This is a genomic window from Microbacterium wangyouchuni, from assembly GCF_051546305.1.
Lineage (GTDB): Bacteria > Actinomycetota > Actinomycetes > Actinomycetales > Microbacteriaceae > Microbacterium.
Genome location: NZ_JBPTMA010000006.1, coordinates 75,797 through 88,483, shown reverse-complemented (window position 1 = coordinate 88,483; position 12,687 = coordinate 75,797). Strand labels below are relative to the sequence as shown.

12 protein-coding genes are annotated in these 12,687 nt (G+C 64.0%); 3 read left to right on the top strand and 9 right to left on the bottom strand.

Features of this window, described 5'->3' with window-relative positions:
• Positions 1–16 precede the first annotated feature (16 nt).
• The 5 genes from ACSS7Z_RS13230 to ACSS7Z_RS13210 all read right to left on the bottom strand — a co-directional run bounded on the left by ACSS7Z_RS13230 (position 17) and on the right by ACSS7Z_RS13210 (position 4,479).
• Positions 17–1,798, bottom strand: coding sequence for a peptidoglycan D,D-transpeptidase FtsI family protein (locus ACSS7Z_RS13230; protein ID WP_438255334.1), 1,782 nt, complete (start codon positions 1,796–1,798; stop codon positions 17–19).
• Between the two features lie 20 nt (positions 1,799–1,818).
• Positions 1,819–2,391 carry a cell division protein FtsL gene (gene ftsL, locus ACSS7Z_RS13225; protein WP_438255333.1) on the bottom strand — a complete coding sequence of 191 codons (573 nt, stop codon included), beginning with the start codon at positions 2,389–2,391 and terminating at the stop codon, positions 1,819–1,821.
• Positions 2,388–3,326: a 16S rRNA (cytosine(1402)-N(4))-methyltransferase RsmH gene (gene rsmH / locus ACSS7Z_RS13220; protein WP_438255332.1), complete on the bottom strand. Its 939-nt coding sequence runs from the start codon at positions 3,324–3,326 to the stop codon at positions 2,388–2,390. Before rsmH ends, ftsL begins: the two co-directional genes overlap by 4 nt.
• 101 nt (positions 3,327–3,427) lie before the next feature.
• A complete protein-coding gene (gene mraZ / locus ACSS7Z_RS13215) occupies positions 3,428–3,859 on the bottom strand; it encodes a division/cell wall cluster transcriptional repressor MraZ (protein WP_438255331.1) in 432 nt (143 codons plus the stop codon).
• Between the two features lie 230 nt (positions 3,860–4,089).
• Positions 4,090–4,479: an SCO2097 family morphological protein gene (locus ACSS7Z_RS13210; protein WP_438255330.1), complete on the bottom strand. Its 390-nt coding sequence runs from the start codon at positions 4,477–4,479 to the stop codon at positions 4,090–4,092.
• An 86-nt stretch (positions 4,480–4,565) separates the two neighbouring features.
• Here ACSS7Z_RS13210 and ACSS7Z_RS13205 point away from each other — a divergent pair, with 86 nt between their 5' ends.
• Positions 4,566–5,654, top strand: coding sequence for a polyprenyl synthetase family protein (locus ACSS7Z_RS13205; RefSeq protein ID WP_438255329.1), 1,089 nt, complete (start codon positions 4,566–4,568; stop codon positions 5,652–5,654).
• Between the two features lie 64 nt (positions 5,655–5,718).
• Here the strand turns inward: ACSS7Z_RS13205 and ACSS7Z_RS13200 are convergent, their stop codons facing one another.
• Positions 5,719–6,069 carry an Rv2175c family DNA-binding protein gene (locus tag ACSS7Z_RS13200; RefSeq protein ID WP_438255328.1) on the bottom strand — a complete coding sequence of 117 codons (351 nt, stop codon included), beginning with the start codon at positions 6,067–6,069 and terminating at the stop codon, positions 5,719–5,721.
• 130 nt (positions 6,070–6,199) lie between these two features.
• Between ACSS7Z_RS13200 and ACSS7Z_RS13195 the strand changes: the two genes are divergently transcribed.
• Together ACSS7Z_RS13195 and pknB are read left to right on the top strand one after the other, a co-directional pair.
• Positions 6,200–7,399, top strand: coding sequence for a LysM peptidoglycan-binding domain-containing protein (locus tag ACSS7Z_RS13195; RefSeq protein ID WP_438255327.1), 1,200 nt, complete (start codon positions 6,200–6,202; stop codon positions 7,397–7,399).
• 73 nt (positions 7,400–7,472) lie between these two features.
• Positions 7,473–9,437: a Stk1 family PASTA domain-containing Ser/Thr kinase gene (gene pknB, locus ACSS7Z_RS13190; protein ID WP_438255326.1), complete on the top strand. Its 1,965-nt coding sequence runs from the start codon at positions 7,473–7,475 to the stop codon at positions 9,435–9,437.
• Between the two features lie 80 nt (positions 9,438–9,517).
• Here the strand turns inward: pknB and ACSS7Z_RS13185 are convergent, their stop codons facing one another.
• The 3 genes from ACSS7Z_RS13185 to ACSS7Z_RS13175 all read right to left on the bottom strand — a co-directional run bounded on the left by ACSS7Z_RS13185 (position 9,518) and on the right by ACSS7Z_RS13175 (position 12,626).
• Positions 9,518–10,285, bottom strand: a complete 768-nt coding sequence (locus ACSS7Z_RS13185) for a DUF559 domain-containing protein (protein WP_438255325.1) — start codon at positions 10,283–10,285, stop codon at positions 9,518–9,520.
• Positions 10,286–10,561: 276 nt separating this feature from the next.
• Positions 10,562–11,902, bottom strand: a complete 1,341-nt coding sequence (locus tag ACSS7Z_RS13180; RefSeq protein WP_438255324.1) for a class II 3-deoxy-7-phosphoheptulonate synthase — start codon at positions 11,900–11,902, stop codon at positions 10,562–10,564.
• A 37-nt stretch (positions 11,903–11,939) separates the two neighbouring features.
• Entirely contained in the window at positions 11,940–12,626 is a 687-nt protein-coding gene (locus tag ACSS7Z_RS13175) for a lysophospholipid acyltransferase family protein (protein ID WP_438255323.1), read from the bottom strand.
• Positions 12,627–12,687 lie beyond the last annotated feature (61 nt).

Sequence of the window (12,687 nt, the reverse complement as noted above, 5' to 3'; positions counted from 1 at the left end):
CGCGGCTTCACGCCGGCTACTTGAACTTGGGAAGCAGTTCGTCCATCGGTTCCGTGGACGGTGAGACGCGGTAGGTCTTCAGGACCTGGGTCATCGCCTTCTGGAAGCCGGCCGCCGTCGCTGCTGATGAAGTAATTCTAGTCGGCTCGTCGAGCGTGACGATCACGACGTACTCAGGATCGTCCACTGGAGCGAAGCCGACCATACTCGTGAAGTAGATGCCCGACTTGTAATCGCCGTGCCCGTCGGGAACCTCCGCCGTACCGGTCTTGATGCCGATGCGATAGCCGGGAACCTCGACCCGTTCAGCGAGGCCGCCCTGCACCGCGACGTTCTCGATCATCCGCGCGACCTTGTCGGCGGTGGCCTCCGAGACGATCTGTTCACGCTCAGGCGCCTCGGGCTTGACGACGGTGCCGTCAGGCAGCGTGCACGATTCGATGAGCGAGAGATCGATCTTCTCGCCGCCGTTGGCGATGGTCTGGTACACGCTGGCGACCTGCGGGGCAGTGACGGTGAAGTACTGACCGAACGTCGTCGTGTAGAGCGACTGACTGTCCCACTTCGAAACCGGATGCAGGCTGCCGCCCTCCTCGCGCGGAAAGTTGATCGTCTTCTCGCCGACGCCGAATTTCTGCAAATAGTCGTACCGGGTCTGGGGATCGACCATCGTGCCGAATTTCGACAGGGCGACGTTCGACGAGTCGATCAGGGCTCCAGCGAGTGTGTACTCGTAGGCGCCGTGCACGAACGCGTCGTTGACCATTGCACCGTTCGGGAAGGTCTCTCGACTCGACGCACTCACGGTGGTGCTGTCATCGACGGCGCCCTCCTCGATCAGGGTCGCCGCAGTCACCGCCTTGTAGGTCGAGCCGGGCTCGAACGTGCGTGTAAAGACCTTCGTTCCCCAGTCGTCGGGATTCGAGGCGTTCAGATCATTCGGGTCGAGCGAGGGCCACTCGGCCGCCGCCCGAATCTTTCCGGTCTTGACCTCGACGACCACGGCGGTGGCGGCTTTTGCCCCCTGAGCCTGTGCTTCCTCAGTCATCATCTGCTGCAGATACCACTGCAGATCGCTGTTGATCGTGAGCTGCACCGTGCCGCCGTCCTGCGCTTCGACGGTGCGTTCGCTGCCCGGAATGATCACTCCGGTTGTGCTGCGCAGATAGCTGTGCTCACCATCGGTCGGCGCGAGGCACGATGTTTCGAGTTGCTCGACTCCAGCCTGCCCCTGACCCGCGCTGTCGACGAAGCCGACCACGTTTCCGGCCACCGCGCCATTCGGGTAGACCCGGGTCTCCCGCGGAATCATGTCGAGATAAACGAGCCCGAGGTCGCGCAGTTCGAGATACTTCTCCGTGCTGAGTCCGTTCTTCAGCAGGTAGTACTGCGAGTGCGGGTCTGCCTCGAGATTGGCGGCCACGGCAGTGCGAAGCTCATCAGCATCCTGACCGATGATCTCCGCGATCTTGTCGGCGGCTTCATTCCAGGGCAGCTTCGGCGGGTTCTTCTCGTCCTCCTCGACCTCGACGATCAGGCTAGGACTGAGCTGCGCGTCATAGACCTTCATGCTCGAGGCCAGAGTAACGCCACTGGCGTCGACGATTGTTCCGCGATCGCCATACAGAGTCTTGGTGGTGCCGAGCTTGCCCACATGCAGGGAATCATCGACGTGCTCGGTCGCGCTCACGACCTGGATGTCAACCAAGCGCACAACGAATGCGGCCAGCACAGCCAGGATCACCGCGAGAGCGACGACAGTACGTCGGCGTGGGCCGCGCGTTGCTCGTGTCGTCATGTGGGTGTCTCCATGTCCGATCAGCGGGTCGATGGGCTCGGGAGCCCCTCGGTGATGGGCGGGGGAAGGTTCGGATCGACCGCGTCCACAGCCTCGTCAGTTGCAGGTACTTCTTCTGCGGCGGGCGGCGGCGCCGGCTGCTGCAGCAGGGCGTTGTGAACGGCCCCGTTGCCGCGCGGGTCTACGGTCGATTGGCTGCCGGCTCCGGTGTTCGACCCGAAGATCGTGGCGTCGCTCAGTCGCAGGTAGGAGGCAGAGCCGGTGACGACGAGGCCCAGTTCTGCAGCCTTGGTCGCTAACATCTGCGGAGAAGATATGCCGGCCAGATCATCGCTGAGGGCGCTGGATTGCAGGTTGAGTTCGCGTTCCTGCGCCTTCAGGTCTGCGAGCACGAACGAGTCCTGCGTGATCGCCAGTGACAAGCCGATCTGGCCGATGCCGATCGCTGCTGCTCCCGCGAGGGCGATCAGGGCGTAGGCGAGTTTGGGACGCCGCCGCGGGGCGGGTGCTGTGACCGGCTTGAGTCGGCGATCAGGACGCGTCGCGGGGGCCTGTGGTTCGGGCAGCAGCGCTGCCGCGGTCGCGCGACTCATGCTGCCTCCCTGATTCGTTCAGCGGCGCGCAAGCGCACCGGGATCGCGCGCGGGTTGCGTGCCTTCTCTTCATCGCTGGCGAGTTCTGCACCCTTGGTGATGGTCCGGAAACGCGGAGCATGCTCGGGGAGTTCCACGGGGAGCCCGGCCGGTGAAGTGGATGCGGATGCCGCGGCGAAGGCTTGCTTGATCAAGCGGTCCTCCAGCGACTGATAGCTCATCACGACGATGCGCCCACCGACGTCGAGGGCGTCCATCGCCGCGGGGATCGCATCGGCGAGAACGCTGAGCTCGGAGTTCACTTCGATGCGCAACGCCTGGAAGACCCGCTTGGCCGGGTGACCGGCTCGCTGCACTGCCGCGGGAGTGGCCTGCTGCAGCAGGTCGACCAGGTCCTGCGAACGGACGAAGGGATTCTCGTCCCGCGCCTGCACGATGAAGCGCGCGTAGCGTGCGGCGAGCTTTTCCTCGCCGTAGCGCTCGAAGATGCGCCGGAGGTTGCCCTCGCTGTATGTGGCGAGTACCTCAGCGGCAGTGACGCCCTTCGTCTGGTCCATACGCATGTCCAGCGGAGCATCCTTCGCATAGGCGAAGCCGCGCTCCGCCTCATCAAGCTGCAAGGAGGAGACGCCGAGATCCATGAGGATGCCCGACGCGCCATGCACGTGCAGCCCGATCTCGTCGTACACGGTGTGCACCAGCGTGATGCGGTCAGCGAACCGTTCCAGTCGCTGTCCGGCGATGCGCAGTGCGTCGGTGTCCCTGTCGAGGCCGATGAGCCGAATGTTGTCGAAACGCTCCAGCAGGGCTTCGGAGTGTCCGCCCATGCCGAGCGTGGCATCCACCAGCACTGCTCCGTCGTGCTGCAGCGCCGGGGCCAACAGCTCGATGCAGCGCTCGAGGAGAACCGGGGTATGTATGTCGCGAAGATTCATGATCTTTTCCGGTTGACCTTCGACTCTGATCCCCCTCCGCTTCTCGACCCGGCACCGGGGAAGTGTGTCGGGGCGGGAGCGGCGGGGCATCACAGTCGAGGTCAGAAGAGTCCCGGAATCACCTCCTGTTCCAATTCTGAATAGCTGTCCTCGCCAGCAGCGAGGTAGTCGTTCCAGGCCGCAGCATCCCAGATCTCGGCGTGTGCGCCGACGCCCGTGACGATGAGCTCTTTCTCGAGCCCCGCGTACTGACGGAGGGGAGCAGGGATGGTGATGCGGTTCTGGCTGTCCGGCATTTCGGCGCTCGCTCCGGAGAGGAACATGCGCAGAAAGTCACGGGCTTGCTTATTGCTGAGCGGCGCCTGACGGATCCGCTCGTGCATGGCCTCGAACTCGGCGGTGCTGAAGACATACAGGCAACGCTCCTGGCCACGGGTGACCACGATGCCGCCACCGAGATCCTCACGAAACTTCGCCGGCAGGATGACCCGACCTTTGTCGTCGAGCTTCGGTGCGTGCGTCCCCAACAACATCGGCCATCACCCCCTCTGTTTCCGGCCAAATCGAGGTTGGCCCCACTTTACTCCACTTTGCTCCACTTTTATATGGCAATGTCTCGACAGCATGGCAGATTCGTTCACCTCCTGCCAGAACTCCCCCGTGATCACACGGAGAATCGGGTCGTCATGCGAGTGGAGGAAAACGGAGTGCACACAAAAAAGACCCGGATGCGATTGCATCCGGGTCTGTAAAAGGAAGAGGGTCAGCGACCGTCTTGGCGACGATCCCAACGATCGTTCATACGATCCATGAATGAGGCCGAACTCTGCGGCGACGTCGGCCGCTTCGTGTTCGAGACGCGGCTCGGGCCGGTTCGACGAACCGGCGTGGCTGCGAGGATCACACCGGAAACCATGGCCGCGAAGCCGATGACACCGATGATGATGCTGCCGACCGCGCCGATCTGGCCACCGAGCGCCACACCAGCGACGAGCGCGCCGATGCCGACCAGAAGCAGAACAGCACCGTACACAAGGTTTCGGTAGCTGAGAGTGCGATCTCCGGAAGGCGCGCTGACGATGTCGGCGTCGTTATGCAGGAGATGGCGTTCCATCTCATCGAGCAGACGCTGCTCCTGTTCTGACAGTGGCATAACGCCCCCCTTGGGTTCAGTGGCTTCAGTCTACGCTGGCTCAGGCGCAGAGGCTAGATATCAGCTGAGAACCTAAGCTGAGTATCGTGCTTTCTCCCACGCTAGTCCACGATGCCATCGCCCCTCGCCTCGACCTCGTTCTGAGCGGGCTTCGCGCCGAGTCAGCGCAGTATGGTCCGGATGCGGAGATGTTCATCGATGCCGCAGCTGAAACCCTGCGCGGCGGCAAGCGCCTCCGCGCCCGCTTCTGCCATGCCGGATGGCGCTCAGTCGCTCGATTCGCGGATCGAAATGCGGGCGAATCGAATGCTGTGTGGGACCTCTGCGCGGCGCTAGAGATCTTCCAGTCCGCCGCCCTCGTGCACGATGACCTCATCGACAACTCCGACACGCGACGCGGACGCCCGGCCGCGCACCGAGCTCTCGAGATGCAGCACCGAGAATCCGCCTGGGCTGGGGACGCCGAGGCCTTCGGGCGCGCCTCCGCGATCCTGCTCGGAGATCTGCTGGTGGCCTGGAGCGATGACCTGCTCGAGCAGGCTTTGACCGATCATGCTCACGCGCCCGCTGTGCGAGCCGAGTACGCACGCATGCGTCGCGGCGTCACTGTCGGCCAGTTCCTCGACATCGCTGAGGAGTCCGCGTGGCGGGTGAATCCAGCATCCGAGCATGCCGACCGCGCCCTGCGCATCGTCTCGTTGAAATCCGCGCGCTACAGCATCGAGCAGCCACTCCTTCTCGGCGCCGCGCTCGCGGGTGCCGAGAAGGCGCAGTCGGACGCTCTGCGCAGCTTCGGGCATCCGGTGGGAATGGCCTTCCAGTTGCGCGACGATGTGCTCGGCGTGTTCGGCGATGAATCGGTCACAGGGAAACCGGCTGGCGACGATCTGCGCGAAGGCAAGCGCACTGTCTTGATCGCGTTCACCCGCGAACGACTTGAGCCGTCGGGGCGCCGAGTGCTCGATGAGATGCTCGGTGACCCCGAGCTTGCGCCTGAGCAGGTGGCTGCCCTGCAGGCGACGATCGTCGAGTCCGGGGCGCTCTCGCGTGTAGAGGAACTCATCGATTCCTATGCGCAGGAGGCGGACCGCGCACTTTCCGGCGCACGGCTGGACAACGCCTCGGTCAGCGAACTGCGCGATCTCGCGCGAGCGGCGACGGTGCGAACCGCCTGAAGCGGAGCAGGTTCCTGCTCAGGTGCAGGGCACCTGGTGAAAGTGCGCTCAGGCGAGAGTGCGCTCAGGCGAGAGTGCGCGCGACGCGGCGAACCGCGCTCTTGTGGCCGTCGAGAAGCGCCGCGATCGGCGTGCGCCCGAGTTCTTCCTGGTCGGCCATCAGCCAGTCGATGACCTCGTCATCGCTGAACCCCGCATCCTTCAGCACGATGATCGTGCCTCGCAGCGAGGCCAGCGGACGCGCGTCGACGATGAAGATCGACGGAACCGCGAACGCGCCGTTGCGGCTGGAGCCGACGAGGTACTGCTCGGCAATCAGCCTCCTGACGCGGCCCAGCGGTTCGTCGAGGATCTCAACGAGGTCCGGGGTCGTCAGCCATTCGAAGGCCGGGGTTTCGGGAGCAGTCTCAGACACTGTTCGACTATCTCATTTCCCGGGAAACATCGCACATTCTCCCGCGTGTCACTCCAGTAACATCTGTCACTCTGGTTGACATCTGTTTACATCCGTGTCAGCGTTTCATGAGCCCAAAAGGGGGGAATCCTTGAGACTCCAAACCGAGCGACACCGCACCCGCTACGCCCAAATCGGCGTCCCAGCAGCAGTGCTGGGGGTTCTGGCGACGGCGTTCAGCGCCGCGCCCGCCACCGCTGCCACAACATCTTTCGATACTGGATCGCATCATCGACTGACAGTGGTTCCCAAACCGATTCCGATGGCTGCGGCCCCGACCTCCTACGTCGTGCAGAGCGGTGACACTGTCTCCGCGATCGCCGCGAAGTTCGCTCTCCGCACGGTCGACGTGCTCACGTGGAACGATCTGAGCTGGCGCTCGGTCATCTACCCCGGCCAGACGCTCTCGCTCACAGGTTCGGCTCCGGTCGCCACACCTACTCCCGCTCCCGCGCCAGCACCCGCCGCAGTGACGCACACCGTCGTCGCCGGTGACACAATCTTCGCCATTGCGCAGAAGTACGACACGTCGGTCGACGCGGTACTGGCCGCCAACGGGCTCAGCCGCGCATCGGTCATCTACCCGGGACAGGTCATCACGATCTCCGGCGCGGCGGCCCCGGCACCTGCGCCCGCCCCTGCGCCTGCCGCGGTTCCGCCCGCGGCGCCCGGCTCCGCAGCATCCACGCACGCGGTCGCCCCCGGCGATACGCTCTTCGCCATCGCGCAGAAGCACGGAATTTCTCTCGACGAGCTCTACCGTCTGAACGGATTGGGCCCCGCCTCGATCATCTATCCCGGCGAGAGCATCATCGTGGCCACCCCAGCACCTGCGCCGGCACCTGCTGCTCCAGCGCCCGCCGCTACGGGGCCGCAGACCGCGGCGCTCGATACTCCGCAGGCGGAGAACGCGGCGCTCATCATCAGCATCGGACGCGAACTCGGCGTCTCCGACCGCGGTATCGCCATCGCGCTGGCCACATCGATGGTCGAGTCGTGGTTGCGCAACCTCGACTGGGGAGATCGAGATTCGCTCGGACTGTTCCAGCAGCGTCCGAGTACGGGTTGGGGTACACCAGAGCAGATCATGAATCGTGATCGCAGCATCCGGGTCTTCTTCGGCGGAGCATCCGATCCGAATGGCCAGACCACACGAGGACTGCTCGACATCGCCGGTTGGGAAAGCATGCGCTTCACCGACGCTGCACAGGCCGTGCAGATCTCGGCATACCCGGAGCGCTACGGCGCTTGGGAGGCTCAGGCGTACGAGTGGATCGCACTTCATGGCTGATTCCCCGGTGTTTCCGCGCCGAAAGGGTGAGCCGCTCCCCTGGCTTTCAGCCAGTTCTTCATAGACTCTGTACGTGACGACCAATCAGCAGGCCGACCCCCTCATCGGGCGGCTTGTCGACGGCCGTTACCGTGTGCGTGCGCGTATCGCCCGCGGCGGTATGGCCACCGTCTACGTCGCCACTGACCTGCGCTTGGAGCGCCGCATCGCGCTCAAGGTCATGCACGGGCATCTCAGCGACGATTCGGTGTTCCAGAGTCGGTTCATCCAAGAGGCTCGCGCAGCCGCTCGGTTGGCCGATCCGCACGTCGTCAACGTCTTCGACCAGGGCCAGGACGGCGAACTCGCCTACCTCGTCATGGAGTATCTTCCCGGCATCACGCTGAGAGAGCTGATGCGCGAGCAACGCCGGCTGAGCATTGCTCAGACCATCACGATCATGGACGCGATCCTCTCCGGACTTGCTGCAGCGCACAAGGCCGGCATCGTTCACCGTGACGTGAAGCCTGAGAACGTGCTGCTCGCTGAAGACGGCCGGATCAAGATCGGCGACTTCGGTCTTGCCCGTGCAACGACCGCCAACACCGCGACCGGCCAGCAGCTGCTCGGCACGATCGCCTACCTCGCGCCGGAACTCGTCACGCGAGGAATGGCCGACGCCCGCAGCGACATCTATGCGCTGGGGATCATGCTTTACGAGATGCTCACCGGCGAGCAGCCGTACAAGGGCGAGCAGCCGATGCAGATCGCTTTCCAGCACGCGACCGAGTCAGTGCCGCGACCGAGTGTGCGCAATCCGGGCGTTCCCGAGCCGCTGGACGAACTCGTACTGTGGTCGACGGAGAAGTCTCCGGATGAGCGACCGAACGACGCTCAGCAGATGCTCGACCGGCTCCGCGAGATCGAGCGCGAGCTCGGCGTATCGCCCATGGCTACAACGACGGCGACTGTGCCCCTGCGTTCCCAGAGCGACTCCGGTGATCTGACCAAGGTCATGCCGACGACGATGGCGCTTGATGATCCGACCGGACCGGTCGCCACGGCGGGTGCCGCTGTCCAGCAGCCCATCGACAATGCGACGCTGCTTCGACGTCGATCTTCCAAGCGTCGCGCGCGCGGCGCATTCTTGCTCACTCTGGTGTTGCTGCTGGCTGTTGTTGCCGGCGGTGTCGGTTGGTGGTTCGGGTCTGGACCGGGTTCGCTCGTGGCCGTGCCGAGCGTTGCCGGAAAGACACTGGAGCAAGCGACCGCGCTGTTGGCGAATGAAGAACTCGTCGCCGTTCCCGGTGAGAGGAGCTCGGTCGAGGTTGCTGCCGGCACAGTCATCGACTCTGATCCCGGTGCTGGTGAGCGACTCGATAAGGGCGCATCCGTGACCGTGTTCGTCTCCACGGGTCCCACGCTGCACACCATCGAGCCTCTGAATGGCAAGACCGAGGAAGAGGCACGCCAGTACCTCGCTGAGCTCAACGTCAATGTGGCTGATGAGACGCTCGAGCTCTACTCCGACGCTGCCGACGACATCGTGATCAATGCCTTCGTGACGCCGCGTGCCGAAGGTGAGCCGTATATCTGCGGTGAAGGCTGCGACCTGTTCGAAGACGACTCCGTCGAGCTTTACGTCTCGCTGGGCGGGCTTCCTGATGTCGTCGGGATGTCGGCTGACGACGCAGTCGCAGCGCTGGCCGAGAAAGAGATCTCAGTCAGCGAGCAGGTCGAGGAGTTCAGCAACGATGTCGAGGCCGGCATCGTCATCTCCATGGCCGAACGTGAGGGCGGCGGCAACTGGCGCCCGGGCGATTCGACGCGTTTGGTTGTGTCGAAGGGGCCTCAGCTTTTTGAGGTGCCCAACGTCGTAGGCCTCACCCGCGATGAAGCGGCCCAGGTACTCAGAGACAACGGCTTCAGCCCAACGTGGAACAAGCTTTGGAGCGCACTAGCCAACGGAAATACCGAGGTCACTGGAACAGATCCCGCGTCCGGTTCAATGCGCCGTGCCAGCACCGAGGTCTATATGCAGATCCGCGGCGTCTTGTAAGCGCCGAGAACGCACAAACCGCCCTTCCTCGGCATCCGGAAGGACGGTTTGTGCGTTCTCGAGACCCGCGCGCGATCGGGTCAGCCCGCGGCGACGAGAATTCGGCGGATCCGTTCGATCAGGTCGCGGGCACCATCGCGCAAGTCGTCCGCGCCGACGAGAATGACGCGGTATCCGGCATCCTCGAGGAGCTGGACTCGCGTGAGGTCTTTCAACCAGCGCGCACGCGAGGTGCGGTGTTCGTCCCCCTGGTACTCGATGATGAGCCGCTCCTTCCGGTAGCCCAGGTCACCATGAAGCATGCCCCTGCTCGTGCGCACCTCGAGCTGCACTTCCGGTTCGGGCAGGCCACCGGCGATCAGTGCCAGCCGAAGCAGTGTCTCGCGCGGAGAGTCCACTGGTTGCCGTAGCCGCTTCATCGCCCACCGGATCGCGGCCGCACCACGGCGCCGACCATGCCGGCTGATTGCCGCGATGAGATCCTCCTTCGTGCACAACGGCTGTCGACGCCTGCCAGTGTCATCTATCTCCCCGCTGATGAGAAAGTCTCCGACCGCGACAAGCCAGTCCCGCGAGAGCATCGTCGACAACTGGCACCAGACATCCGCCGGGCTGAGTAACCGGATCCCGTCCCGGGTGAACGTCGGCAGGTCTTCCTCACCACGCTCCCAACCGACAACACCCGGCCGACGCACACGCCCGCGCGCACCCACCGCGGTCACATGCAGATCCGGATAATCCTCGGGCAGAGGCATCCGCCACAGTTCAGCGGCCGTGACGTGGCTGAAGAATTGGTGAGATCCGAGCGCCCGACTCAATGCCGCGCAGCGATCGCGCAGAGTCTCCACAGGTTCAGCGGAGCGCACCCCATGAAACGGACGTACCAGATCGCGTCCTCGCATCCGCTTCTCGCTCGCACCGCGCGAGGCACCCGTCTGCACATGAAACGTCTGGCCTCGCAATGAGGAAGGCAATCTGGTCCGCGGTCGCATCTCCCGATCCTGCCGCCTCAACCACCCGGCCTGTCAGAGTTATCCACACCCCGACCGACAACACAGAAACCGCCCTTCCTCAGCATCCGAAAGGGCGGTTTCTGCGTTCTCGAAAGAAAAGTGGGAAGGGGCTCAGCGCTTCTCGAGCTCCTCCGCCACGAGGAACGCGAGCTCCAGGCTCTGCATGTGGTTCAGGCGCGGGTCGCACAGGCTCTCATAACGGGTCGCGAGAGCGGCCTCGTCAATGTGCTCAGAGCCGCCCAGGCATTCAGTCACATCGTCACCGGTGAGTTCGACATGGATGCCGCCGGGGAAGGTTCCCACCGCACGGTGCGCCTCGAAGAAGCCACGCACCTCGTCCACGACGTCGTCGAAGCGACGCGTCTTGTAGCCGGTGGGCGTCGTGATGCCGTTGCCGTGCATGGGGTCGGTGACCCACAGCGGCTGAGCACCTGATTCGCGAACGGCTTCCAGCAGCGGCGGCAGGGCATCCCGAATCTTGCCGGCGCCCATGCGTGTGATGAACGTCAACCGGCCCGGCTCACGGTCCGGGTCGAGCTTGTCGATCAGCTGAAGCGCCGTCTCCGGTGTCGTCGTCGGCCCGAGCTTCACGCCGATGGGGTTGCGGATCTTGGAGAAGTAATCGACGTGCGCACCGTCGAGGTCACGAGTGCGCTCTCCGATCCACAGGAAGTGCGCTGAGGTGTTGTACGGAGTGTCCGTGCGCGAATCGATGCGCGTCATCGGGCTCTCGTAGTCCATCAGCAGGCCTTCGTGGCCGGTGAAGAATTCGACGCGCTTGAGCTCTTCGAAGTCCGCGCCAGCAGCCTCCATGAACTTGATGGCCCGATCGATCTCGGCCGCCATCCGCTCGTACCGCTGGTTTGCCGGGTTCTGCGCGAAGCCCTTGTTCCAGGAGTGCACCTCACGCAGGTCCGCGAATCCACCCTGCGTGAAAGCGCGGATCAGGTTCAGCGTGGATGCTGCTGTGTGATAGCCCTGCAACAAACGATCTGGGTCAGGCTGCCGGGAACCCTCGGTGAAGTCGTAGCCGTTGACGATATCGCCACGGTATGCGGGCAGTGTGACCTCGCCGCGGGTCTCGGTATCGCTCGAGCGGGGCTTGGCGAACTGCCCGGCCATGCGCCCCATCTTGACGACGGGCATCGACGCGCCGTACGTGAGCACGACCGCCATCTGCAACACGGTCTTGATCCGGTTACGGATCTGCTCAGCGGTCGCCCCGGCGAAGGTCTCGGCGCAGTCACCGCCCTGCAGGAGGAACGCGTTTCCGGATGCTGCGCGCGCCAAGCGGTCGCGAAGATTGTCTACCTCACCGGCGAACACCAGCGGAGGAAGAGCCGCGATCTGCTTCGACACATCGGCGACGCGATCGCCATCTGTCCAGATGGGCTGCTGCTTGATGGGAAGGGAGCGCCAGACGTCAAGGTTGGCATCGTGCTGCTGAGGCATTTCCCCAGCTTACTGGCCAGGAGAGCGGTAACCGGCGTCAGTTACGACGAGGCATCCGCTCTTTCACCGAAGAGGCGTAGACGTCGTCGTATTCCTGCTGACCGAGCCGCTGCAGAGCGACCATGATCTCGTCGGTGACCGACCGCAGGATATAGCGATCGTTCTCCATTCCGGCATAGCGCGAGAAATCCAGTGGTTCGCCGATGACAATCCCGACGCGCACCAGCCGCGGAACGGTCTGACCAATCGGCATCGCCGTGTCGGTGTCGACCATGACCAGCGGGATCACCGGGACCTTCGCCTCGAGCGCCATGCGCGCAAGTCCCGTGCGACCGCGATAAAGCTTGCCGTCGGGGCTGCGTGTGCCCTCCGGGTAGATGCCGAGCAGGTCGCCGCGGCCGAGCACCTGCAGCCCGGTGTTCAGCGATGCCTCGGATGCTTTGCCACCGGAACGGTCGATCGGAATCTGACCGGTCGCCTTCATGAAATACTTCGTGGCCCACCCTTTGATGCCGCGGCCGGTGAAGTAGTCGCTCTTCGCGAGGAACGACATCCGTCGATCGATCAGCAACGGCAGAAACACCGAGTCGGAGACCGAGAGGTGGTTGCTCGCCAGGATGGCGGCGCCGTGCTTGGGCACGTTGCTTCTCCCCACGATCCAAGGACGAAAGATCGCCTTGACGATGGGGCCGACCACAACGTACTTCATCAGCCAGTAGAACATCGTCTCGAAGTCTATCCCCGAGGCGATGCTTCCAGCAGCGCAGCCGCGCCATCGCCTCGCA